At 74.5% G+C, this 22,697-nt stretch carries 20 protein-coding genes; 5 read left to right on the forward strand and 15 right to left on the reverse strand.

The window, feature by feature from the left end; all coding sequences use genetic code 11:
- Positions 1 to 168: 168 nt before the first annotated feature.
- From ACF0H8_RS03215 to ACF0H8_RS03230, 4 genes are all read right to left on the reverse strand, one after another.
- A complete protein-coding gene (locus tag ACF0H8_RS03215) occupies positions 169 to 762 on the reverse strand; it encodes a copper resistance protein CopC (protein WP_395287551.1) in 594 nt (197 codons plus the stop codon).
- 72 nt (positions 763 to 834) lie between these two features.
- The gene (locus ACF0H8_RS03220; protein WP_395287552.1) at positions 835 to 2,265 is read right to left on the reverse strand and encodes a DUF2079 domain-containing protein; all 1,431 of its coding nucleotides are present in this window, start codon (positions 2,263 to 2,265) and stop codon (positions 835 to 837) included.
- A gap of 180 nt (positions 2,266 to 2,445) precedes the next feature.
- Positions 2,446 to 3,177 carry a DUF4352 domain-containing protein gene (locus ACF0H8_RS03225; protein WP_395287553.1) on the reverse strand — a complete coding sequence of 244 codons (732 nt, stop codon included), beginning with the start codon at positions 3,175 to 3,177 and terminating at the stop codon, positions 2,446 to 2,448.
- A gap of 30 nt (positions 3,178 to 3,207) precedes the next feature.
- Entirely contained in the window at positions 3,208 to 3,549 is a 342-nt protein-coding gene (locus tag ACF0H8_RS03230; protein ID WP_395287554.1) for a hypothetical protein, read from the reverse strand.
- Between the two features lie 174 nt (positions 3,550 to 3,723).
- Here ACF0H8_RS03230 and ACF0H8_RS03235 point away from each other — a divergent pair, with 174 nt between their 5' ends.
- Together ACF0H8_RS03235 and ACF0H8_RS03240 are read left to right on the forward strand one after the other, a co-directional pair.
- Positions 3,724 to 4,959 (forward strand): sensor histidine kinase, encoded by a 1,236-nt coding sequence (locus tag ACF0H8_RS03235; RefSeq protein WP_395287555.1) that lies wholly within the window; start codon positions 3,724 to 3,726, stop codon positions 4,957 to 4,959.
- Positions 4,960 to 5,033: 74 nt separating this feature from the next.
- A complete protein-coding gene (locus tag ACF0H8_RS03240; RefSeq protein ID WP_395287556.1) occupies positions 5,034 to 5,699 on the forward strand; it encodes a response regulator in 666 nt (221 codons plus the stop codon).
- Positions 5,700 to 5,715: 16 nt separating this feature from the next.
- On the opposite strand, the gene ACF0H8_RS03245 is transcribed toward ACF0H8_RS03240, so the two are convergent.
- The gene (locus ACF0H8_RS03245; protein WP_395287557.1) at positions 5,716 to 8,442 is read right to left on the reverse strand and encodes a lysylphosphatidylglycerol synthase domain-containing protein; all 2,727 of its coding nucleotides are present in this window, start codon (positions 8,440 to 8,442) and stop codon (positions 5,716 to 5,718) included.
- 174 nt (positions 8,443 to 8,616) lie between these two features.
- Between ACF0H8_RS03245 and ACF0H8_RS03250 the strand changes: the two genes are divergently transcribed.
- Positions 8,617 to 9,207, forward strand: a complete 591-nt coding sequence (locus ACF0H8_RS03250; protein ID WP_395287558.1) for a DUF308 domain-containing protein — start codon at positions 8,617 to 8,619, stop codon at positions 9,205 to 9,207.
- A 10-nt stretch (positions 9,208 to 9,217) separates the two neighbouring features.
- Here ACF0H8_RS03250 and ACF0H8_RS03255 read toward each other — a convergent pair whose 3' ends face one another.
- Both ACF0H8_RS03255 and ACF0H8_RS03260 read right to left on the reverse strand, forming a co-directional pair.
- Positions 9,218 to 10,108: a CPBP family intramembrane glutamic endopeptidase gene (locus ACF0H8_RS03255; RefSeq protein WP_395287559.1), complete on the reverse strand. Its 891-nt coding sequence runs from the start codon at positions 10,106 to 10,108 to the stop codon at positions 9,218 to 9,220.
- A gap of 52 nt (positions 10,109 to 10,160) precedes the next feature.
- Complete coding sequence (locus ACF0H8_RS03260; protein ID WP_395287560.1) at positions 10,161 to 10,550, reverse strand: STAS domain-containing protein; 390 nt, start codon at positions 10,548 to 10,550, stop codon at positions 10,161 to 10,163.
- Between the two features lie 222 nt (positions 10,551 to 10,772).
- On the opposite strand from ACF0H8_RS03260, the gene ACF0H8_RS03265 reads away from it, so the two are divergent.
- Positions 10,773 to 11,450, forward strand: a complete 678-nt coding sequence (locus ACF0H8_RS03265; protein ID WP_395287561.1) for an HAD family hydrolase — start codon at positions 10,773 to 10,775, stop codon at positions 11,448 to 11,450.
- Between the two features lie 38 nt (positions 11,451 to 11,488).
- Here ACF0H8_RS03265 and ACF0H8_RS03270 read toward each other — a convergent pair whose 3' ends face one another.
- The 4 genes from ACF0H8_RS03270 to ACF0H8_RS03285 all read right to left on the reverse strand — a co-directional run bounded on the left by ACF0H8_RS03270 (position 11,489) and on the right by ACF0H8_RS03285 (position 16,854).
- A complete protein-coding gene (locus ACF0H8_RS03270) occupies positions 11,489 to 14,170 on the reverse strand; it encodes a heavy metal translocating P-type ATPase (RefSeq protein WP_395287562.1) in 2,682 nt (893 codons plus the stop codon).
- Between the two features lie 91 nt (positions 14,171 to 14,261).
- Positions 14,262 to 14,507 (reverse strand): heavy-metal-associated domain-containing protein, encoded by a 246-nt coding sequence (locus tag ACF0H8_RS03275; protein ID WP_395287563.1) that lies wholly within the window; start codon positions 14,505 to 14,507, stop codon positions 14,262 to 14,264.
- A gap of 197 nt (positions 14,508 to 14,704) precedes the next feature.
- Positions 14,705 to 14,986 carry a metal-sensitive transcriptional regulator gene (locus ACF0H8_RS03280; RefSeq protein WP_395290799.1) on the reverse strand — a complete coding sequence of 94 codons (282 nt, stop codon included), beginning with the start codon at positions 14,984 to 14,986 and terminating at the stop codon, positions 14,705 to 14,707.
- Positions 14,987 to 15,300: 314 nt separating this feature from the next.
- Positions 15,301 to 16,854 carry a hypothetical protein gene (locus tag ACF0H8_RS03285; RefSeq protein WP_395287564.1) on the reverse strand — a complete coding sequence of 518 codons (1,554 nt, stop codon included), beginning with the start codon at positions 16,852 to 16,854 and terminating at the stop codon, positions 15,301 to 15,303.
- Between the two features lie 144 nt (positions 16,855 to 16,998).
- Between ACF0H8_RS03285 and ACF0H8_RS03290 the strand changes: the two genes are divergently transcribed.
- Positions 16,999 to 17,928, forward strand: a complete 930-nt coding sequence (locus tag ACF0H8_RS03290) for a Ppx/GppA family phosphatase (protein ID WP_395287565.1) — start codon at positions 16,999 to 17,001, stop codon at positions 17,926 to 17,928.
- 106 nt (positions 17,929 to 18,034) lie between these two features.
- Here ACF0H8_RS03290 and ACF0H8_RS03295 read toward each other — a convergent pair whose 3' ends face one another.
- The 4 genes from ACF0H8_RS03295 to purB all read right to left on the reverse strand — a co-directional run bounded on the left by ACF0H8_RS03295 (position 18,035) and on the right by purB (position 22,658).
- A complete protein-coding gene (locus tag ACF0H8_RS03295) occupies positions 18,035 to 18,397 on the reverse strand; it encodes a YciI family protein (RefSeq protein WP_395287566.1) in 363 nt (120 codons plus the stop codon).
- Between the two features lie 165 nt (positions 18,398 to 18,562).
- The gene (locus tag ACF0H8_RS03300) at positions 18,563 to 20,182 is read right to left on the reverse strand and encodes a Na+/H+ antiporter NhaC family protein (protein WP_395287567.1); all 1,620 of its coding nucleotides are present in this window, start codon (positions 20,180 to 20,182) and stop codon (positions 18,563 to 18,565) included.
- A 274-nt stretch (positions 20,183 to 20,456) separates the two neighbouring features.
- Positions 20,457 to 21,155, reverse strand: coding sequence for a DedA family protein (locus ACF0H8_RS03305; RefSeq protein ID WP_395287568.1), 699 nt, complete (start codon positions 21,153 to 21,155; stop codon positions 20,457 to 20,459).
- 63 nt (positions 21,156 to 21,218) lie between these two features.
- Positions 21,219 to 22,658 carry an adenylosuccinate lyase gene (purB, locus tag ACF0H8_RS03310; protein ID WP_395287569.1) on the reverse strand — a complete coding sequence of 480 codons (1,440 nt, stop codon included), beginning with the start codon at positions 22,656 to 22,658 and terminating at the stop codon, positions 21,219 to 21,221.
- Positions 22,659 to 22,697: the final 39 nt, after the last annotated feature.

Consider the following 22,697-nt stretch of genomic DNA (forward strand, 5'->3'; position numbering starts at 1 on the left):
TGACGGGGCGGCCTCCCACCGGAGGAGCGCCATGGGTGCTGGGCCTATGCGCCGACATCGAACTCCACGACCGAGATAGAACGCCGCGGAGTTCTAACTCAGTCGGGAAGTTCGAGATCGCGCTTCGCCCCGCTCTTCGGCTGACGCTGCCGCCGCGCCCCGGCGGCGTCAGCGGTTACGCGGCCAGTTCCGGATGGCGAGGGCGACCACGCCGCCGAGCACGCCCACGGCGAGGACGATCAGCACCCAGGCGGGCAGCCGGGACCGGCCCGCCTCCTCGCCGCCCTCGGCTACCGGGCCTTGAGTCGTGACGGCGTCGGGGGTCTCCTCCGGCGCGGAGGTGGTGGCCGGGGCCTGCGTGGCGGACGCGCCGGCGACCGTGAAGGCGTACTGGCCCTCGATGGGGTGGCCGTCCGAGGAGACCACGCGCCACGTCACGCCGTAGCCGCCGTCGCCGAGGGGGGCGGGCAGAGTGAACGTGGCGTCGGGGCCCTCCACGGTGGCCGGCCCCTCCGCGACGACGGCCCCGGAGGCGTCGGTGACCCGGACCTGCGTGCCGGTGTCGAGGAGCTCGTTGTTGAACGTGAGCACGATCTCCGACGGCGGCTCGACGGTAGCCTCCGCGGCGGGGGTCGAGCCGATGAGCGTGTCGTGCGCCCGTGCCGGGGGTGCCGTCACCGTGCCGACGAGCCCCAGCACGCCAAGCAGGGCGAGCAGGGCGGCGAGGACGTGGACGGTGCGGGGCGCGGGATGAGCGGTCACCCGGCCACTGTAGGCAGCGGCCGCGCGGCCGGGCCACGCCCCCCGGCGAGCGCTCAGCGCAGCGCCGCCGGCTCAGCCGACCCGCGCGGCGACCTGGTAGCCGTCCGCCTCGAGCACGAGCTCGTAGTCGGTGCCCGGGTGCCGGGCCTCGGCGAAGGCGGCCGCGTCCGTGATGTCCCGGTCCGGCCAGGTGCGGCGCAGGGTGTCGAGCTGGACGAAGTCGGGGGCGGGGTTGCCCTCGTTGCCGACCCAGTACACCTGCGCCCGGGGGACGAGATAGGCCATGAGGTAGATGTCGGTCTCCACCGTGGCGCCCGGCTCCACGGCCCGGACGGCCGCCATGGCGCCGTCGTACCGGGCGGGCAGGGCGTAGGCCTCCGGCTCCACCAGTCGCGCCAGGGGCTGGGTGGGCATCATCAGCACGGTGGTCGCCACCGCGACGGCGACCCCGATCGTCGCCCACCCGTCCCGGCGGGTCCCCGCCCCCGGCGCGCCGTCGTCCACCACGGGCCGTGGCCGGACCGCGTCCATCAGAGCAGCCGCCGCCACGGGCATGAGGACGGCGGAGTAGTGCCAGTCCCACCCCCAGTAGTGCTCGACGTTGCCCAGGAAACGCCAGGCCAGCGTCGGCACCCACAGCCAGACCAGCGGGGAGCGGACGCCGACGACGCCCGCGGCCGCCACCAGCAGCAGCACGGTCACCCACTTCTCGCCGGGCACCACGGCGCCGAGCAGCACGTCCAGGACGCCGTCCTGCGGCTCGCCGAGCCGGTCGACGTAGTCCCAGCGGGCCCGGGGGTTCAGCGCGGGCAGGATCACCGCCACGGCGAGCACGAACCACGCCACGCCCCAGCCGGCGAGGAGCGCGCCGACGCGCGCCTGCTGCCCGCGCCGCGCCGCCCGTTCACGCCAGCCGCGCCACACCAGCACCAGGCCCAGTGCAGCGACCGTCAGGCCGAGGTCCTCCTTGACGAAGACCAGCGGCGCGGCCCACGCCGCGCACGCCCACCACCGCCGGCGCAGGAACGCCGCGAGCGCGCAGGCCAGGAGCGGCACGGCGAACGCGATCTCGTGGAACTGCGCGGCGACGGCGCCCTGCAGGCCCCAGCTCAGCCCGTAGGCGGCGCCGAGCGCCGTGCCGCGGGCCCGGCCGAGCACCTCGCGTGCCACGGACGCGATGGGCACCACCGACACGGCGAGCAGCAGCGCCTGCACCACGAGCAGCGTGAGCCCGGAGGGGAACAACCGGTAGACCGGGCCGAGCAGCGCCAGCAGCGGGTGGAAGTGGTCGCCGAGGAGGTTGAACCCCTCGCCCTTGATGGTCACGACCGGGGCCCCGAGGCGCGAGTAGGCCTGCGCGAGCTGGGTGAAGATGCCCAGGTCCCACGACGGCGCCTCCAGCCGCCGCCACTGCAGCACCGCGAAGAGCGTGTACAGGGCGGCGACGACGGCGGCGAGCGCCCAGGGCACCCACCGGCCGGCGGGCGGCGCCGGTCTCGGCATGTGCCCTCCTTACAGGCGCTCGACGTCGGTCCGGCGGAAGGGCGACGTCCAAGACGGCGCCCTGCCACGCACTCCGGCCGGCTACCGGCCGTGCCGGGGCGCGACGTACGGCCGGCGTGGTCGTTCCGAGCGTAACGGCGGCGGGCACGGCGGCCAGCCGCCGCGCCCGCCGGTCGAGGACTACTGCGCCAGCGAGACGCTCACTCCGCCGGAGAACATCGAGTCGTGCAGCTCGATGCTGGCCGGCACCGCGTCCACCGGCAGGTCGAACACCAGGGTGCCGCTGACGGAGTTCCCGGGATTGATCTCGTTGAGCCAGACCTCGTTGTTCTCCAGGTAGATCCCGGCGGTGGAGTTCGCCGAGTGCTCGCGGCCGAGGTCGTCGACGAGGGTCTGGTCGCTGTCGGACAGGTACTGGGCCTGGTCGCCGATGTTCGCGACGGTCAGGTGGACCAGGACGAACTGCCCCTGGGCCTGCTCGTTGAGGTACTGGTCGCCGATGGTCGGTACGCCGGTCTCCACGCCCGTGACGGTGAACTCGAACTTCCCGTCGCGCACCGGCGTACCGATGCCCGCCTCGGCGGGTGCCTGCTCGGCCGGCGCCTGCTCGGAGGGTGCCTGCTCGGCGGGCGCCGCCTCGGGTGACGCCCCGCCGGCCTCGGTGCTGCTCGCGGCCGGGGATTCGGGCGCGGCGTCCTCGCCGCCGCCGAACGCGTTGACGAGGACGACGAGCAGCACGACGGCGAGGAGCGTGGTGAGGATCTTGTGCCGCGCGAACCAGCTGCGCTGCTTCTGCGGTGCCGGCCCGGGCGCGGCGCCGGCGGGCGGCGGATACCCGGGACCCGCGGTGGCGTACGCCGGCGGGAGGGAGGGGTCGGGGTGGGGGCCGGCGTGGCCCTGACGAAGCGACATGGTTCTCCTACTTTCGGTGGTGATGGTTGGTCAGGCGCGGGGCAGGCGGCGCATCTCGGCGGCCATTCGCCGCACCTGCTTGCGGGACAGCACGCGCTTGCTGGGCCTGCCGTCGGAGTCGCTCCACACCCGCAGGCAGGCGTAGAGGACGGTGACGACCGTGAGGCGTGCCAGGTCGACGACCACGACGATGTCGTCGGCGCGGAAGAGCCGGCGGCCGCGGGACGGATAGGTCGTGCTGGGCCGGGCGAGGCAGTTCCCGACCTCCGCCGGGTGGACGTGCCTGCTGATCATCCGGCTCATCGCGTGCTGCGTGAGCTCGACGACCATGCCGTCGTCGGTCTGGAACGTGTACTGCCCGTGCGTGGTCATGTGCGTCCTCCCCGTGCGGCTCGTCTGCTTGGTGCCCCAAGCCTTCGCCGTGTGGGGACTGGTCCACATCGCCCGGTCGGCCAGGCACCGGTGACCGATCGGGTGACTCGACGGCGGGGGAGGCCGGCCGATCGGTGGTCCCCGGCGTGGGCGGGGAGCCCTACCGTGTGCGGCATGACGACGACTGCGCCGCGCGAGGGCAGGACGGCGTGGTGGTGGGCGCGTACCGCCGCCTACGTCGTCGGGTGCGCCTTCATGTCCCTGTCGAGCGGGGTCTTCTCGGCCCTCGGTGCGGCAGATGGGCACGGTTGGCAGCTCTTCCTGCAGCTGGTGATGATCCTTGCCGCCGTGGCCGTCCCCTCCATGCTCTTCTGGCGCCAGCGGATTCCTTTCACCGTCACGCTGACGGCCTCCGGCGCCGCCCTCGTCCTGCCGATCGGCACGTCCACTGCGCTGGTGGCGCTCGCGGGGCTGATCGCCAGGCGCCGGGGGCCGCAGGTGTGGTGGGCCGCCGGTGCCGTCGCCGCGGCGACGATCGCCTCGTCGGCGCGGGACGCCGGCGGCGCCACCAAGGAGACCTCCTTCTACAAACAGCTCTTCGGCCCCACCGCGGCTCCCGCCGACGTGCCCGTGGACCTCAGCGCGTGGGTGGTGGTGGTGTGCGTGCTGGTGCTTCTGGGGCTGTCCGTCGGTGCCGGGCTGCTGGCACGCTCCCGGCGGGAGACGGCCGCGGCGACGGAACGGGTGCGCGACGCCACGCGGGCCAGCGGCCGGCTCAACGACCAGCTGAGTCGCCAGGTCGAACGGGAACGCATCGCCCGGGAGGTGCACGACGTCCTGGGGCACCGGCTGTCCCTGCTGAACCTGCATGCCGGCGCGCTGGAGGCGCGGGCCGTGGGGGATCCCGAGCTCAACCGGAGCGCACGCCTCGTGCGTGAGAGCGCCCGCGCCTCGGTCGACGACCTGCGCTCACTCATCAACGTCCTGCGGGAGCCCCTCGGCGAGGCCCCGGCCACTCCCGACCTCACGCTGGTGGACCTGCCCAAGGTCATCGACGAGGCGGTGCGGACCGGCGTCCCGATCACCTCGACGGTGTACCTCGACGGCGCCGAGACGGCGGGGCCGACCCTCTCCCGTGCCGTCTACCGCATCGTGCAGGAGCTGCTCACCAACGCCCGGAAGCACGCGCCGGGGGAACAGCTGTGGCTCCAGGTGCACGGCGGTCCGACGGCGGGGGTCACCATCGACGCGCGCAACCGCTATCCCGGCAGCGCAGGCGGGGGGCCGGGTCGCGGGCTCCAGGGCATCGCCGAGCGTGCCGAGCTCCTGGGCGGCACGCTGACGTACGGGCTCGACGACGGCGGGCGGTTGTTCCGGGTCACCGTCTCCCTACCCTGGTCCACCGACTGAGCGCCGGTGCGACCGGCGCGAGACGATGGTGAGCCTGCGCCGGGCATGTCAGTGGCGCGCCCTACGATCGGCGCGTGCCCCAAAGACCGCACCGCGTCCTGCTCGTGGACGACGATCCCCTGGTCCGCTCCGGACTCCGCCTGATCCTCACCTCCGACGAGGACATGGACGTGGTCGGCGAGGCCGGGGATGGTGACGAGGTGGTCGGCGCCGTGCAGGCCCACGCGCCGGACGTCGTCCTGATGGACCTGCGGATGCCGCGCACCGACGGCATCACGGCGACCAGGGCGGTCCGGGCCCTGCCGCACCCGCCCCACGTGATCGCACTGACGACGTGGGACGTCGACGACGCCGTGCTGCGCAGCATCCAGGCCGGCGCCGCCGGGTACCTGCTCAAGTCGGCGTCGCCGGACGAGATCAAGTCGGCGGTTCGGGCCGTCGTGGCCGGCGACGCCGTCCTGTCTCCCAGCAGCACCCGGCAGGTGCTCGACCATCTCACACGTGACGGCGGGGACGCGGCACGCCGCGAAGCCGTGGCGACGATGGCGTTGCTGAGCCAGCGTGAGCGTGAGGTCGTGGTCGCCGTCGCCCACGGCCTTTCCAACGCCGACATCGGCCGCCGGCTGTACGTGTCCGAGGCCACGGTGAAGTCCCACCTCGCTGCGGCCCAGGCGAAGCTGGGACTGCGCAACAGGGTCGAGGTCGCCGTCCTGGCGGAACGGGCCGGCCTGCTCCGCTGACCGCTGGTGCCACCCGTCAGATGACGTCCGCGCGCTGCAGGTAGCGCAGCGCCGCCCAGCCCAGCGGCACCCGGCCCCAGAAGGTGAGCAGCCGGAACAGGATCGCCACCGACAGCGCCGTGGCGTAGGGGATGCCCGCCACGGTCAGGCCACCGGTCAGCGCGATCTCAACCGGCCCGATGCCGCCGGGGGAGGGCACGACCGACCCGATGGAGTTCGACGCCAGGTAGGTGATCGCCAGCGAGGTGAGCGGCAGCTCGTAGCCGAACGCGGCCAGCGACGCCCCGAACGCCGTGATGTAGCCCGCGGTGACGAGGAAATTGCCGAGGATCCCGGCGAGCAGCCGGCGCGGGCTGGACGCCACCTGCACGAGGCGGGGCCACACCTGCTGCAGCGTCGGGGCGGCCTTGGCCCACGCCCACGAGCGCACCCGGGGCACCAGCAGCGCCACGGCCACCAGGCCCACGCCGCCCAGGACGGCGCCGGTCACGGGCGCCGACGGCGCCGAGAGCGTGCCGACGGACCCGGTCACCAGCGCCACGACGACGAGCAGCAGCACCGTGGTGACGAACTGGGACACCTGCACCAGGCCCACCGTGGCCACCGCCAGCGGCGTGGAGATGCGGCGCTTGCTCAGGAAGCGCAGGTTCAGCGCCGCCGGCCCGATGCCGGCCGGGGCGACCAGGGACACCACGGAGGCGGCGACCTGCACCAGCGTGGTGCGCCAGAGCCCGAGCCGCTCCGGCGAGAACGCCGACAGCGCCACCGCTGCGCCCACGAAGGTCAGCAGCCCCATGGCGAACGCGAGCACCATCAGCGCGGGGTTGGCGCCGGTGACCGCGTCGGCCACCTCTCGGAAGTTCAGCGAGCTCATCAGCACCCAGGCCGCGACCACGGCGAGGGTGACCGTGACGACGGTGCGCGGGGAGAACCGGGAGATCTGCAGCGGCTCGACGTCCGCGGTGGGGATGAGCTCGATGAGGTTCTCCCGCAGCGTGGCGAGCAGCTTGCCGTTCCGGGCGGCCGCCCGCGTGGCGGCGGGCAGCACCACCGGCTGCAGCAGCGGCGCCATGGAGGCGAGCTGGTCGCGGGTGAGCACCCGCGCCGCCGACGCCAGCGCCCGGTCGGCGCCGACGAGGACGCCGAGCATGGCGAGCAGCTGGGCGAGGTCGATGCGGCGGGCCAGCTCCGAGGAGATGATCTCGCCGTTCTCCCAGTTCACCAGCCAGACTCGGCGGTCGGGGTCGACGAGGACCGACCCGGCGTGCAGGTCCCGGTGGGCGATGCCCGCGGCGTGCGCGGCACGGACCTGGGACCAGATCTCGTCGCACAGCCGCTCGTCGATCTCGTCCTCGGCCAGCTCGTCGAGGCGCCGGGCGCCGGCGAGGTGCTCGGAGACGATGAGCACCGAGTCACGCGCCTCCGTCACGCCGACCAGGGCGGGCGTGCGCACGTGCGCCGCGCGGGTGGCCAGGGAGAGCAGGGCGGCGCGGTTGGCGGCCTCCCGCAGCGTGCGGGCCGGGCGCTGGTCGAGCCCGCGCAGGCGCAGGCTGTCCCAGAGGCTGGTGAGGTAGCCGACCACGTGCCGGTCGCCGTCGAGCACGGTGACGTCGCGGCGGCGCCCGTCGGCGTCCCACACCGCGTAGAGCCGGTGCTCGCTCTCCTCCTCGCCCGCGGCGGGGGACGAGACCTCCGCGAGGACCTCCCGGGGGTCGGTGAGCGGGTCGGGCGCGATCGTGTCGCCGCCGCCCGCCCCCTCCTGGTCGACGGCGGCGAGCAGCGCGGCCGGCGAGGCGGGCTGAGGCGGGCGGCCGCCGTGGTTGCGGGGGCGCTCGCCGGTGTGCTCCGCGGCGATCTGGCGCCCGGCCTCCGGGAGCGCGGAGGGCTCCCGCAGCCGCTCGGTGTACCCCATGGGCGAGGAGGTGCTCACGGTCCACGCCTGCACCGCAGACCCGGGCAGCAGGGGGTCGGCGCGGACAACCCGCACCGGGTCCAGCCCGGCGCGGCGCAGGCCGCGCACCAGGGAGACGCCGATGGCGCGCTCGTGCAGCACCCCGGAGGCGTAGCGCATGCCCAGGCCCGCCGCGCGCCCCAGCAGCACGGTGACCAGCGCGCCGGGCAGGGTCTGCTCGCCCTGGACGATGGCCAGCCCGAGCACGACCCACAGCAGGCCCCAGGAGAAGCTCAGCAGCCGGTTGTGCGAGCGGTCGCCCACCACGGTCAGGAGCCCGGACAGCGCCGCGACGTAGGGGTTGAGCGCGATGACGGTGCGCCCCTCGGTCGTGATGGCGAGGCCGTTCGCCAGGGCGCGCGGGGCCACGTTGTCGAGCAGCCACAGCGCGGCGACCACGAGCAGCCCGGCCACGCACGCCGTGATCGCGGCCTCGACGGCGGACCGCCAGTTGCGCCGGACCAGGCGGTCGACGAGCACCACGATGGGGACGAAGAAGGTCACGATCCCCTCGAGCACCGTGACGGGCAGCAGGAGGACCTGCCGCAGCCAATCGGCGACCGCGGAGCGGACGTCCTCGGTCACGCCCTGCGTGGTGGCGTTGGCGTAGACGGCCAGGATGAGGACGAAGACGATGCCGAGCACGCTCAGGACGAGGGCCAGCAGGTCGGCGGGGCGGCGGACGCGCGTCTGCGGCGTGTCGACCAGGAGGACCTCGCGACGCGGCGAGGCCTCCTCGCGCGGGGCGTCGGCGGGCACCGTGGCGCCGCTCTCGCCCACGTGCTGCGTCATGGCCGCGAGTCTACGGGGCGGTTCTGCCCGTTCCGGGGCGCCTCTCCGGCCATCTGTCTCGCCGGTCGCGCCCCGCCCGGACGCCTCCCACGCCCGTGGCGGGGCCGTGGATATCGTGAGCGGGGAGGGGCCGGGACCGCCGGCGCCGCCCGGGCGGACGGAGGTGGGGTCGGGATGGCCTGGTCGGACCCGCGCGCCCGCCTGGTCGCGGACCTCCGCCGCTTCGCCGCCCGGACGTGGCGGCACACCGTCTTCCGCGGCGTGCTCGCGTTCGTGCTGGGCGTCGTGCTGCTGCTGGCGCCGCTGAGCAGCGTCGTGGCCGTCGTCGCGGTGCTGGGTGCCGTGGTCGTGCTCGACGGCGCGGTCGCCGTCGTCGTCGGCCTGCGGGCCCGTCACGTGCCCGGGTGGGGCTGGTGGCTCGGGCAGGGGCTGGCGAGCGTGCTCGTCGGCCTGCTGCTGCTCTGGCAGCCCGAGCTCATGCTGGCCACGCTCGTGGTGCTCGGCGGCGTCGCTGCGCTCGTGGCCGGTGTGGTCGTGGTCGCCGTCGCCCTCCAGACCCGCGGGGTGGCCGGGCGCAGCTGGCGCGGGGAGGTCACGGTGGGCGCGCTGCTCGCCGTCCTCGGCGTGGTCCTCATGGCTTTCCCGACGGCCACGGTGGCCACCGCGGCGGTGACCGCGGGGCTGCTGGCGTGCGTCGGCGGGGCGGCGCTCCTGGTCCGCGGCGCCCGGTTGCGGCGGGCCGCCCGGGCGCTCGACCGCTCGTGAGAAGGCCGGGTCAGCCGAGCCCGAGCGCCTCCAGCACCCCCGCGGGCAGCAGGGCGTAGCCGACGAAGGCGACGACGTCGATGAGGGTGTGGGCCAGCACGAGCGGCATGGTGCGCCTGCGGCGGCGGTAGTACTGCGCGAAGACCACGCCCATGACGGCGTTGCCCACGAACGGCCCGATCCCCTGGTAGAGGTGGTACGCCCCGCGCATCACGGCGCTCGTGGCGACGACGGCTGCCGGGCGCCAGCCGAGCCGCTCCAGCCGCTCGACGAGGTATCCGGCGACGACCACCTCCTCGAGGACGGCGTTCTGGGCCGCCGCGAGGATGAGCACGGGCACGGTCCACCAGTGCTCGCCCAGGCCGGAGGCCTGGACCTCGACCGTCAGGCCCATGGCGCGGCCCAGGGCGTACAGGCCCAGGCCCGGGATGCCGATGAGCGCGGCCAGGCCCGCGCCGGCGCCCAGGTCGCGCCACGGCCGCGCGCCGTCGAACCCGATGCGGGCGGTGGCGCGCCGCCCCGGCTCGGACAGCAGGAACAGCGCCAGGGCCACGGGCACGAGGGCGAACCCGATGGACAGCAGCTGGTACGCCAGGTCCAGGTAGGGCCGGACCGCGCGGGGCGGGTTGAGGGCGGTGGACTGCTCGGCCAGCGGCACGCCGGCCGTGAGGCGGGCCAGGAGGTTGACCACGGCGTAGACCGCCGACTGGCCCAGCGAGAGGCCCAGGACGATGAGCACCTCGGCGCGCAATCGGCGCGCGGTGCGGCCGGCGGCCGGGACCGCCTGACCCGCGGGCCCAACGCCGTCGGCGTCGCCGGCGGGGGTCGCCCGCCGTCCCGCGGTCACCTGCGCCCTTTCCTGAGCGGTGGGCGGGGCGCCGGCGGGCTCGTGCGGGTTCATCCCGCCAGTGTCCAACACCGCCTGGCGGCCGGGGGAGGCCGCCGCCGAGCCGTCAGGCAGGCGCGGGGTCCGCGGCGCGGTCCTCGCCGCGCAGCGGCGTCCCGACGAAGCCCGGGTCGACCTCGACGATGTCGAGGATCTGGCCCAGGTCGGTGACGTCGAGCAGGAAGAGCAGGATCTCGGGCGGCTCGATCAGCCGCGGGCGGCCGGGCAGGCGCGCCGCCAGCCGCGCCAGCGTCGCCACCGTGGAGGAGTCCATGAAGGTGGTGTTCCGGGCGTCGATGTCCACCGGCAGCCCGCGGTGGACCGCGAGCTCCACCGCCTCGGTCAGGTCTCCTGTCAGGGTCTCGTCCAGCTCTCCGGCCAGCACGATTCGGGTGCGGCTCTCCGATGCCAGCACGGAGACCCAGCCCACCTCGTGCGCCGACCTGTCGCGTCCCATCGATGTGCTCCTCTCGACCGGGCGTCGCGGTCATCGATGACCGCGCGCTCAAGTCCCCCCGCTCGTAGTTTCCGGAAGTCTAAGGGCGAAATTGCGCCGGCGCGCGGCGAGAGGTGCGCTCGGACCCGGTCGGTGCGCTAGAGGCCTCGGGCCGGCCACCGGCGCACGTCCGGGACCCGGTCGGCGCAGCCCTGGGCGGGGCGGTCGGGGCACGATGGACCCATGCCATCGACAGCTTCTGCCATCGACGCCGTCGTCTTCGACATGGACGGCGTGCTCACCGACACCGAGACCCTGTGGGACGAGGTGCGCCGCGGGCTCGCCGCCGAGGAGGGGGTGCCCTGGCCGGAGGAGGCGACCCGCGCGATGATGGGCATGAGCACGGCGGAGTGGTCGGCGTACATGGCGACGACCGTGGGCGTCGGCGCGGACGCTGCCGACGTCGCCGAGCGCACCATCGCCGCCATGGCGGACCGCTACCGCGAGCACCTCCCCACCCTGCCGGGCGCGGTGGAGGCCATCGAGCGCCTCGCCGCCCGGTGGCCGCTGGGGCTCGCGTCCTCCTCGCCGCGCCGGCTCATCGACACCGTGCTGGACCAGCTGGGCGTCACCGAGCACTTCCGCGCGACCGTCTCCACCGAGGAGGTGGCCGCCGGCAAGCCGGCGCCGGACGGGTACGCGCGCGCGTGCGAGCTGCTCGGCGTCGACCCGGCCCGGGCCGTGGCCGTCGAGGACTCCAGCAACGGCATGCGCTCGGCCGCCGCCGCGGGGATGCGCGTCATCGCCGTCCCGCACGAGGCCTTCCCGCCGGCTCCCGACGCCCTCGCGCTCGCCAGCGCCGAGGTGCGCAGCCTCGACGAGGTGACCGTGGAGCTCGTCGAGGGCCTCGCGGACCGGTAGCCGTGGCGCCGCGGGTGCGACGCGCCCGCCGGGGCGCGTCAGCCGGCGCGGCGCAGCCGCAGGGAGTTGCTCACCACGATCACGGAGCTGGCCGCCATGGTCGCGCCGGCGATCATCGGGTTGAGCAGGCCCAGGGCGGCCAGCGGGATGGCGGCGACGTTGTAGGCGAAAGCCCAGAACAGGTTCTGCTTGATGATCCGCAGCGTCCGGCGGGAGATGCGGATCGCCGTCGGCGCCGCGCGCAGGTCCCCGCGCACCAGCGTGATGTCGCTGGCCTGGATCGCCACGTCGGTGCCCGTGCCCATGGCGAGACCCAGGCCCCGGCGGCCCGCCTGCGCCAGCGCCGCGGCGTCGTTCACACCGTCGCCCACCATGGCCACGACCTTGCCCCGCTCCTGCAGGCGCCTGACGACGTCGAGCTTCTCGCCGGGCAGCACCTCGGCGACCACGTGCTCCGGGGCGATCCCGACCTCTGCGGCGACCCGTTCCGCGGCCGCCCGGTTGTCGCCGGTGAGCAGGTAGGGCGTGAGGCCCAGGTCGCGCAGCCGGGCGATCGCCTCCGCGGAGGTGGCCTTGACCTCGTCGCGCAGCGCGAGGACCCCGCGGACCCGGCCGTCCCAGGCGACCGCGACGGCGGTGGCCCCGCCGGACTCGGCGGCCCGGTGGTCGCGGGTGACGGGGTCGTCCGGGCCGGTGCCGGCGATGCCCTGCCCGGCGAGCCAGGTGGGGCGGCCGACGAGCACCTCGCGGGTTGCGTCGCCGTCGTGGACGAGGGCCGAGACGCCCCGGCCGGCGTGGTTCGAGAACCCGGAGATGCGGGGCAGCTGCCCGCCGGCCTCCTGGGCGGCCTCGGCGACGGCGCGGGCGATGGGGTGCTCGCTGCCGTGCTCGGCGGCGCCCGCGAGGCGCAGCAGCTCCGCGGGGGCCACGCCATCGGCGGGTACCGCCTCGGCCAGGCGCATGCGGCCCTCGGTGACCGTCCCGGTCTTGTCCAGCACCACGGTGTCGACCCGGCGGGTGGACTCGAGGATCTCCGGGCCCTTGATGAGGATGCCCAGCTGCGCGGCCCGTCCGGTGCCCACGAGGAGGGCGGTCGGCGTGGCCAGCCCTAGGGCGCACGGGCAGGCGATGATCAGGACCGCCACGGCCGCGGTGAACGCGAACTGCACCGGGTTGCCGGTGAGCAGCCACACCACGAGCGTGGCGAGCGCCAGGACGATGACCACGGGGACGAAGACGGCGGAGATCCGGTCCGCCAGGCGCTGCACCGGCGCCTTGCCGGTCTGGGCCTGGGCGACGAGCCGCCCGATCTGGGCCAGCGTCGTCTCCTCGCCCACCCGGGTGGCGCGGACCAGCAGCGTGCCGGAGGTGTTGACGGTGGCGCCGACCACCTCGTCCCCCTCCGCCACGTCCACCGGCACCGGCTCGCCGGTCAGCAGCGAGGTGTCCACGGCCGAGCGGCCCTCGGCGACGACGCCGTCGGTGGCCACCTTCTCGCCGGGGCGGACGGCGAAGAGATCGCCCACGGCGAGGGTGTCGACGGGCACCCGCGTCTCGGTGCGCACCCCTGCGGCGTCGACGCTCACGCGTGCGACGTCCTTCGCGCCCATGGAGAGCAGGGCGCGCAGCGCGTCACCGGCCCGGCGGCGCGAGCGGGACTCCGCGTAGCGGCCGGCGAGCAGGAAGGTGGTGACGACGGAGGCCACCTCGAAGTACAGCTCCGGCGCCGCGTGACCCATGGTGTCCTGGGCAGGGAAGAGCTGGAACTGCATCCGCATGCCGATCTCGCCCGCCCCGCCCAGCGTGATCGCCCAGACCGACCACAGCGTCGCGGCCAGGACGCCCATCGAGACGAGGGTGTCCATCGTGGAAGCCCCGTGCCGGGCGGCGCGGAGGGCCGAGAGGTGGAACGGCTTTGCGCCCCACGTGACCACCGGAAGCGCGAGGACCATGACCACCCACTGCCAGCCCGGGGACTGCAGGCCCGGGATCATCGACAGCGCGGTGACCGGCACGGTCAGCGCGGCCGAGATGACGAGGCGGCGCCGGAGGTCGGCCGCGCGGCGCTCGGAAGGGGAGTTGGTGTCCGTGGCCGCCGGGGGCACCGGGTCGGTGGGGGCGGGTGCTGCGGCGCCGGGGGCGGGGGCCGGGGCGGCGGGCGCGGGTACCGGCTGCACCGGCTCGGCGCCGGTGGGCGAGGCGGTGGCTGGTGGGTGCGTGGCTGTGCCGCCCCGCGTGACATGGCCGCCGTAACCGGCGGCCTCGATGGCCGCGACGAGATCGGCGTCCGGGACGTCCTCGGTCAGGGTGACGTGGGCGGACTCCGTCGCGAGGTTCACGGTCGCCCGGGCGCCGGGCACCTTGTTGAGTCGCCTCTCGACCCGGCCCACGCAAGAGGCGCAGGTCATGCCCTCCACCGCCAGATCCACCTCGCGGAGGAAGGCGGGCGTCTCGGCCGCGGGCGCGCTCACCCGCCGGCGCGTGACCTGGCCGGTGTAGCCGGCCCGCTCGACGGCCTCGACCAGCGCCTCGTCCGGGACGTCCTCGCTGAGCTCGACGTGAGCGGACTCGGTCGCGAGGTTGACGGTGGCCCGGGCGCCGGGCACCTTGTTGAGGCGCTTCTCCACCCGGCTGACGCAGGAGGCGCAGGTCATCCCCTCGACGCTGAGGTCCACCTCGACGAGGGGCTGGGGGAGGGGCGCTTCGGTCGTGGTGCTCACAGGACGGCTTCTTCCGTGGGACGGTCGTGGCGGGGCCCGCGGCAGACGGGGGGCCGCTCGGCGCGGCGGCGGTGCCGCCGCGCCCGGTGGGTCAGTCGCGGTGGATGCCGACGACGGCGTAGCCGGCCTCGTCCACGGCGGCGCGCACGGCGTCGTCGTCGAGGACCACGTCGGAGAGGACCGTGACGGGCGAGACGCCGCCGGCGTTGAGCTGGACGGAGACGTGCTTGACGCTGTCGAGGCCCTGCAGCTCGGTGGTCACGGCGTGCACGCAGTGCCCGCAGGTCATGCCCTGCACGTCGACGACGGTGGTGCGGTCGATCTCGGTGGCGCTCATTGGTGCTCTCCTGTTCGGTGTGGCAACTTGTGGCGACTCGGGGACCGGGACCCGACCGGCCGGGCGACGGTCGGTCTTTGGCGCCGGACGGGCTGGCCGACGGCTGCGGCTCGGGACCGGACCCGCCGGGGTGGCCTCGGCTCAGGACCGGACCCGCCGGGGCCTCGCCTCAGACCGGACCAGCCGGGGGCCTCGGCTCAGGACCGGACCAGCCGGGCGATGGCCTCGGCGGCCTCGGTGACCTTGGCCTGGCCCTCCTCGTGGGAGGACCGGGCGGCGTCGACGACGCAGTGGCCGAGATGGTCCTCGACCAGCCCGATCCCGACCGCCTGCAAAGCCTTGGTGACGGCGGAGATCTGGGTGAGCACGTCGATGCAGTACGCGTCCTCGTCGACCATGCGCGCGATCCCGCGCACCTGGCCCTCGATCCGTCGGAGGCGCTTGGCGTACTGCTCCTTGGTGCCGCTGTAGCCGGGCACGTCGGTCCTCCCGTCCTGGCGGCCCGGGCGGGCCGCGACTGCCGTCAGCATACCCATAGGGGGTATCGAGGGCAAGAGTACCCCGCCGGGGTATCCGGATCCGGGGACGAAGGTCGTGCGGGGGGCGCCGAAGCGCGCCTGCGCCGAGCTCGAGCGTCTTGTCGCGGAGCCAGTGCGAGGCTCTGTGCCACTTGAGCCCTAAGCCTGGTGGGCTTGGCAGCGGCTCGACTCTTGGTCACGACTGGACGGGGTGCCTGCAGCTCGACTCTTGGCCGCAGCGGCACGTGGCCGCAGCTCAGGCAGCCGAGCCCGGGTCAGCCGGCGGGGGTGTCCGGGGCCTGGCCGGCCTCGGCCAGGCGCTCCCGCAGCCAGTCCGGCTGGTGCTCCTCGTCGCGTGGATACCGCCGTACGTCCTCGGCGTACTCGGCGGGCGGCAGCGGCTTGCTCCACTTCGGCTCGCCGGTGCGGTCGATGTTCAGCGTCAGCTTGCCGTCCGGCAGCAGAGTCACCAGCGCGGTGAGCCACGTGCCCTTGCCCGGCTCGTACGCCAGGTGGCGAATCTCGGAGAGCGCCCTCGCGACGTCCTCCGGCAACCCGGGGAGCACCTTCTCCTCGCCCTCGGGCGTCGTCGCGCTGGCGAGGATCTCTCCGCGGGAGCCCGCCATGCGGCACAGCACCCGGGCGCGGGTCCAGCCCTGCGGCGCCGCGGAGGCGAGGCCGCGCGTCACCCGCTGCAGCGCGGCCTGGCGTACGGCGTCCGGGTTGCCCCGGAGCGCGACGCTCGGCCCGCCCGCCGGTGCGCCGCCCGTCGCTCCCGCCGGCGTCGCTCCCGCCGCGGGGGCACCCGGCGCGGGGGCACCCGGCGCGGGCGCACCCGCGCCCCCGCGCGCGCCCGCCCCGCCGGTCGCCGCGGCCGCGGCACGGCGGAGCTGCTCCTGGCGCGCCCACGCGCGCGGGATGCGCTGGGCGTACACGACGTCGGTGAGCGCGTCGAGCGGCACGGTGGCCTCGTAGACCCCCACGTCGACCTTGTCCATCAAAAGCCGCTCGGCGGCGTCGGCGTCGTGCGCGAGGGAGCTGACGCGGCACAGGCGGCCGCCCTTGTCGTCCGGCGCCTGGTCGACGATGCGCACCGGGATGCCGTGCCAGCGCCCCGCGGCGTGGATCTCGAACAGCTCGGCGACCTCGTCCGCGGGCACCTGCTTGGCCCAGGTGCCCGCCTTGGTGCGGGTGAAGCCGTGCTGCTCGGCCGCCTCGCCCATGGTCACGAGCGTGACGACGGTGGGGGCGCCGCCGTCGTCGGTCCGCACGTCGCAGGCGAAGGTGCCCAGGGCGACCTTCGCCACGGGCCCGACGAACTTGGAGGGGGCCAGGGCGTGGAGGGCGTCGTCCTCGAGGTGGTTCTGCCAGCCGAAGGCGACCCCGTGGTACGTGCCGATGAGCTCTGGCTCGGCGGCGCCGGGCGTGAAGCGCCACAGCCGCGAGCCGGGAGAGAGGCGGGTGTGCTCCAGCCACGACAGCGGCGCCGTGACGTCACCGGTCGCGGCGATGCCGGTGCCGGTGAACGGCGGCCGGTCCAGGAACGTGCCGCCCGAGGCGCGGCGGCTCTCCTCGTCCACCCCGCCTCGCGCCGGGACGAGCGTCGCGGCCGGCGGCGTGGGCAGGTGCAGGATGTCGATCGGCCGGTCCGGCGCGAAGGGGGAGCCGGGGAACCCGAGCCCGTGGAGCTCGAAGAGCGCCTCGGTCGTCGTGACCGCGGCGACGTCGGCGGCGGGGACCACGTAGCCCGAGACCCGGTCCAGGCCACGCTCGAGGTAGGCGGCGGACATCTGCGGCGTGATGGCCTTCTGCAGGACGACGGTGCTCATGCGGTGCCCTCGGCTCGGGAGACGGGTCCCGGACGACTCTAGCGGGACCGCCCCGAGCCGATCCGGGTGGGGCGGGTGGGGCAGGGCCGAACGACGGATCCCTCCCGGTGGGCCAGTCAGGCGGCCGGGCGCTACCGTTCCGCCGTGCGTCTGGGAGTGCTGGACATCGGCTCGAACACCGTTCACCTGCTCGTCGTCGACGCCAGGCCGGACGCCCGGCCCACGCCGGCCGCGGACGAGCGCAGCACCGTCCGGCTCATGCGCTACCTCGACGACGACGGGACGATCACGCCCGAGGGCGTCGCGGCCCTCAGCGCGGCGGTCGCCCGGGCCACCGCCGCGGCCGAGCGCCTCGGGGCCGAGGAGATGCTCGGCATCGTCACCTCCGCGCTCCGCGAGGCGGGCAACGGCCCGGAGGTTCTCACCGGGCTGGAGGGTGTCGCCGGGGTGCCGCTGCAGGTGCTGACCGGCCGGCAGGAGGCGGAGCTGACGTTCCTCGCCGCGCGCCGCTGGCACGGCTGGGCCGCCGGCCGGCTGCTGGTCCTCGACATCGGTGGCGGTTCCCTGGAGATCGCCACGGGGATCGACGAGCTGCCGGACTATGCCGTGTCGCTGCCGCTCGGGGCCGGCCGGCTCACACGGGAGTTCCTGCGCTCGGACCCGCCGACGGCGGAGCAGGTGCGTGCGTTGAAGGCCCACGTAGAGGAGACGCTGGCGCCCGTCGTCGCGGAGCTGGCCGCGCTGCCGGCCGCGCACCACGTCGTGGGGACCTCGAAGACGTTCCGCTCGCTCGCCCGGCTGGCCGGGCAGCGTGTCGCCGTCGTCGGCCCGGAGGAGCGGCGCCGCATGCAGCTGGCCGACCTCGCGGACTGGACGCCCCGCCTGGCCAAGATCCCCGCCGAGCAGCGGATGGAGCTGCCGGGCATCACCCCGGAGCGCACGTACCAGATCGTCGCGGGTGCGATGGTCGCGCAGCGCGCCATGAAGCGGCTGGGCGTGGACGAGATCGAGATCTGCCCGTGGGCGCTGCGCGAGGGCGTGATCCTGCGCCGGCTGGACGCACTCTCCGCGTGAGCCGGCGCCGTCCGGACGCTTTCCGGGTGAGGCCGGGGCCGAGCGACGCGCTCCCCGGGTGAGGCTCGGGCCGCCCGGACGCGCTCCCCGGGTGAGGCCGGCGCGGTCAGACCTGCGGCTCCTCGCCCACCGGTCGGATCTCGATCGGTTCCTTGATGTAGTCCACGATCTTCGAGGCGATCTCGACCGCGCGGTCGAACCCCGCGACGTCGACGACCCAGAACCCCGCGATGACCTCCTTGGCCTCCGCGAACGGCCCGTCGGTCACCGTGGGCGTGCCGTCCACCAGCCGCACCGTCTTGGTCTGCTCCGGGCCCGTCAGCCCCTCGTCGTAGACCAGCTCGCCGGAGGCGCGCAGGTCCCGGTCGAGCCGGTTCATGAACGCGACCAGCTCCCGGAGCTTCTCCGCCGGGTACGTCGCCGGGTCGAAACCCTCCGCCGTGCTGTAGGTGTTCAGCATGTACTTCATCGCCCGTCCCTCCCTCTCACCGGGACGTCGATCGAAGGGGGCGTGTCTCGACACCGCGCCAGGGCCGGCGCCGGCGCTTGCGGGGTCGGCGCACCCAGGCGACGCGGGACGGCGCTTGCGGGCCGGCACATCCGGCCGACGCGCGCCCCGGGCGCCGCGGCGTGATCAGCCGGCGCGGACCGGCTCGGGCGCCTCGGCGACATCGTCCTTCGCCGCCCGCCGGCTCGCGCCGCGCGCCCACAACGCGAAGGCGCCCACCAGCACGAGCGTGACCAGCAGGCCCAGCCAGGTGCTCGCGGTGAGCGCCAGCACCACGTAACCGCCGAGCGCGGCGAGCGCGCCGGTCAAGGCGTAAGGCAGCTGCGTGAGCACGTGATCCATGAGGTTCGCGCCGGCACCCGTCGCGGAGAGGATCGTGGTGTCGGAGATGGGGCAGCAGTGGTCGCCGAACACCGCGCCGGCGAGCACGGCCGCCAGCGCCGGCAGCAGCAGCTCGGTGGCGCCGACCCCGGCGACGATCTGGCCGGTGATCGGCAGCAGGATGCCGAAGGATCCCCAGGAGGTGCCGGTGGCGAACGCCATCACCGCGGCGACGACGAAGACGAGCGGGACGAGCCAGCGCGGGTCGAGCGCGGCGTCGGTGACGAGGGCGGCCAGGTACTCGCCGGTCCCGAGGTCCTCGATGAGGCCGGCCGTCATCCAGGCCAGGACGAGGATGTACACGGCGGGCAGCATCGAGGAGGCGCCGTGGACCCAGCCGTCCTTGAAGGTGCCGAACCCGAACCGCTCGTTGGCGCGGGTGTCGCGGAAGTAGAACACCAGCGCCACGGCCAGGCCGACGGCGCCGCCGAAGACCAGCGACTCGTTGACGAGGGTGGCCGCGGAGATGTCGACGAGGTCCCACGAGGCCGACCCGGTGTGCCCGGTCCACACGATGGCGCCGACGACGCCGAGCACCAGGCCGAGGAAGGGGCCGATCAGCGCGCCGATCGAGCCGGGCCGGTGCGCGGGGAGCTTGTCGTCGAGCTCGCCGGCGATCTTCTTGCCCGGGACGTACGGCTCGCCGGTGCGGGCGGCACGGGCCTCCTCGCGGCGCATCGGGCCGACGTCCGCGCCGAGCACGGCCACGGCGAGGACCAGCGCCAGCGCCGCCCAGACGTAGTAGTTCAGCGGAATCATCGCCACGAAGGCGCCGAACGGGCTCAGGCCGGTCACGCCGGCCGCGAGCAGGATCGGGGCGATGATGCCCATGATGCTCGCGCCCCAGCTGGAGAACGGTGCGACGACGCACACCGGCGCCGAGGTGGAGTCGATGAGGTAGCTCAGCTTGGCCCGGGAGACCCGATTGCGGTCCGTCAGCGGCTTAGCGATCTGGCCGACCGCGAGGGCGTTGAAGTAGTCGTCGATGAAGATGACGACGCCGAGCACCAGGGCCACCAGCTGGGACCCCCGGCGGGAGCGGACGCGTTCCATCGCCCACCGGCCGAAGGCGTGGCTGCCGCCGGACATCATGATGAAGGCGGCGAGCACGCCCAGCAGGAGCAGGAAGACGATGATGTAGACGTTGCCGGTGTTGACGGCGCCGTCCGCCCAGAAGATCCCCACGAAGGTCTGCCACACGACGCCGACGGCACGGACCGGGTCGAGGCCGGCGACCACGAGCGCGCCGCTGACGATGCCGGCGCCCAGGCTGACGAGCACCTTGCGGGTGAGCATCACCATGACCAGGGCCAGGAGCGGCGGCAGGAGCGACACGGCGGACGGCTCGAGGGCGGCGTCGGGCACGGAAGACCTCCGGGGGCGGTGACGGCTCACCCGACCGGGGAGCACGCAGCGGGACGCCCTCCGGCGGCGCATGGCCATACGGACGGCGCGTCAAGGCTAGTCGCCGGCGAGGGTGGCGCGGCGCCGTGGTCGCCGGATTGGGCGCGACGTCACACTCCAGGGCGACGGTCGGGCGGCCGGGGGGCGTTCCGACCACGACCAGGACTGAGGAGCCGGCGTCGCGGCAGGCGGGCCGGGCGAGTGAGGTGCGTGCCCCAGGCACCCGGGGAGGGGCTCAGGCGGCGTCGTCGGTCGGGTGCGTGGGCTCGTGCCCGTGCACCCGCATGGCCCGCACGCGCGAGACGACGAACCACGCCAGCGCCAGCACCACGGCGACGATGACGACCTTGGAGAACACGCCCACGTACTGGTCGACCAGGTGCCAGTTCTCGCCCAGCACGTAGCCCGCGACGATCAGGGCGGTGTTCCAGATGAGCGACCCGGCGAGCGTCAGCGCCGTGAACAGCGGCAGCGACATGCGCGTGATGCCGGCCGGGATGGAGATGAGGCTGCGGAAGATCGGGATCATCCGGCCGAGGAACACCGTCCCCTTGCCGTGCTTGTGGAACCACGCCTCGGTCTTGTCGACGTCCTCCATCTTGATGAGCGGCAGCCAGTTCATGATGGCGCGGGTGCGGTCGCGGCCGAGGATGGCGCCGATGCCGTAGAGCACCCAGGCCCCCACCACCGAGCCCGCCGTGCACCACACGATCATCTCCACCAGGCCCAGCGAACCCTGGGAGGCGGTGAAGCCGGCCAGCGGCAGGATGACCTCGCTGGGCAGGGGCGGGAAGAGGTTCTCGAGGCCGATGAGCAGGGCGGCGCCGAAGCCCCCCAGCGTCTCCATGACGCCGACCGCCCATGCGGCGATGCCGTCGAGCGGGACCGAGGATCGGGACTGGGCGGTGGCGAGAAGGGCGGTCACCCGCGCCACGGTACGTGGCTCTCCTGGGAATCGCCTTGGCGTAGCGTGTGAGGCGCACCGCGGGCGGCGCCGTCAGTCGCCCAGGTGGCGCACCAGCCGCTCGGCCAGCCCGGTGTAGCTGGCCGGCTCGAGCCCGAGCAGGCGGGCCTCGACGTCGGCCGGCAGTCCCAGCCCGGAGATGAACTCGCGCATGGCCGGGCCGTCGACCTTCTTGCCGCGGGTGAGCTCCTTCAGACGCTCGTAGGGGTCCTCCATGCCGGTCGCGCCCGCGATCGAGGCGGCGCGCATGGCCTGCTGGACCGCCTCGCCGAGCACCTCCCAGTTGGAGTCCAGGTCCCGCGCCAGGGCGGCGGCGTCGACGTCGAGGCCCGCCAGGCCGCGCCGGACGTTGTCGATCGCGAGCAGCGAGTGGCCGAAGGCCACGCCGATGTTGCGCTGGGTGGTCGAGTCGGTCAGGTCGCGCTGCAGGCGGGAGGTGACGAGCGTCGCGGCGAGCGTGTCCAGCAGGGCGCTGGAGATCTCCAGGTTGGCCTCGGCGTTCTCGAACCGGATCGGGTTGACCTTGTGCGGCATCGTCGAGGAGCCGGTGGATCCCTGCGCGGACAGGCGCTGGTGGAAGTAGCCCAGCGAGATGTACGTCCACACGTCCGTGGCCAGGTTGTGCAGGATGCGGTTGAACCGGGCGACGTCGGCGTACAGCTCGGCCTGCCAGTCGTGGGACTCGATCTGGGTGGTCAGCGGGTTCCACGTCAGGCCCAGGTGCTCGACGAACGCCCGCGCGACGGCCTCCCAGTCCGCGCCGGGCACCGCGACGGAGTGGGCGCCGTAGGTGCCCGTGGCGCCGTTGATCTTGCCCAGGTACTCGTCGCGCGCGATCCGGCGGAGCTGGCGGCGCAGGCGGTGCGCGAGCACGGCGAGCTCCTTGCCCAGCGTCGTCGGGGTCGCCGGCTGGCCGTGCGTGCGGGCCAGCATGGCGGCGCCGGCGTGCTCCCCCGCCAGCGTGGCGACGTCGTCGGCCAGGCCGGTGGCGGCGGGCAGCCAGACGTCCTCGACCGCGTCCTTGACGCTCAGCGCGTAGGACAGGTTGTTGATGTCCTCGGACGTGCAGAAGATGTGGACGATCTCGTGCACCCGCGGCAGCACGGTGTCCTCGCCCAGCACGGCGGGCGCCGCGTCGAGGCGGCGCTTGAGGAAGTACTCCACGGCCTTGACGTCGTGCAGCGTCTCCCGCTCGATCTCCGCCAGCTCGGCGAGCTCGTCGCCGGCGCCGAAGCTGGCGACGACGCCCCGCAGGTAGTCCTTGTCGGCGTCGTCCAGCCGCGGGGCGCCCGGCAGTACCCCGGTGTCGGTGAGGTGGATCAGCCACTCCACCTCCACGTGCAGGCGGGCCCGGTTGAGCGCGGCCTCGGACAGGTGGTTCGCGAGGGCCGCGACGACCTTGCGGTAGCGCCCGTCAAGCGGGCCCAGGGCGATCGGCGGGGTGAGGGTGGCAAGGTCGACGCGCTCAGTCATGCGCGCCATCATTCCAGCCCGCCCGCCGGCGCGGCCGGG

Origin of the sequence: Georgenia sp. AZ-5 (assembly GCF_043952095.1) — a bacterium.
In the GTDB taxonomy this organism is placed as follows: Bacteria; Actinomycetota; Actinomycetes; order Actinomycetales; family Actinomycetaceae; genus Georgenia.

Bases quoted from the DNA above. Each gene is read 5' to 3' on its own strand.
- ACF0H8_RS03295 (WP_395287566.1), bottom strand. From the start codon at position 18,397: ATGAAGTACATGCTGAACACCTACAGCACGGCGGAGGGTTTCGACCCG.
- ACF0H8_RS03260 (WP_395287560.1), bottom strand. From the start codon at position 10,550: ATGGGACGCGACAGGTCGGCGCACGAGGTGGGCTGGGTCTCCGTGCTG.
- ACF0H8_RS03220 (WP_395287552.1), bottom strand. From the start codon at position 2,265: ATGCCGAGACCGGCGCCGCCCGCCGGCCGGTGGGTGCCCTGGGCGCTC.
- ACF0H8_RS03225 (WP_395287553.1), bottom strand. From the start codon at position 3,177: ATGTCGCTTCGTCAGGGCCACGCCGGCCCCCACCCCGACCCCTCCCTC.
- ACF0H8_RS03235 (WP_395287555.1), top strand. From the start codon at position 3,724: ATGACGACGACTGCGCCGCGCGAGGGCAGGACGGCGTGGTGGTGGGCG.
- ACF0H8_RS03250 (WP_395287558.1), top strand. From the start codon at position 8,617: ATGGCCTGGTCGGACCCGCGCGCCCGCCTGGTCGCGGACCTCCGCCGC.
- ACF0H8_RS03265 (WP_395287561.1), top strand. From the start codon at position 10,773: ATGCCATCGACAGCTTCTGCCATCGACGCCGTCGTCTTCGACATGGAC.
- purB (WP_395287569.1), bottom strand. From the start codon at position 22,658: ATGACTGAGCGCGTCGACCTTGCCACCCTCACCCCGCCGATCGCCCTG.
- ACF0H8_RS03285 (WP_395287564.1), bottom strand. From the start codon at position 16,854: ATGAGCACCGTCGTCCTGCAGAAGGCCATCACGCCGCAGATGTCCGCC.
- ACF0H8_RS03245 (WP_395287557.1), bottom strand. From the start codon at position 8,442: ATGACGCAGCACGTGGGCGAGAGCGGCGCCACGGTGCCCGCCGACGCC.
- ACF0H8_RS03255 (WP_395287559.1), bottom strand. From the start codon at position 10,108: ATGAACCCGCACGAGCCCGCCGGCGCCCCGCCCACCGCTCAGGAAAGG.
- ACF0H8_RS03275 (WP_395287563.1), bottom strand. From the start codon at position 14,507: ATGAGCGCCACCGAGATCGACCGCACCACCGTCGTCGACGTGCAGGGC.
- ACF0H8_RS03230 (WP_395287554.1), bottom strand. From the start codon at position 3,549: ATGACCACGCACGGGCAGTACACGTTCCAGACCGACGACGGCATGGTC.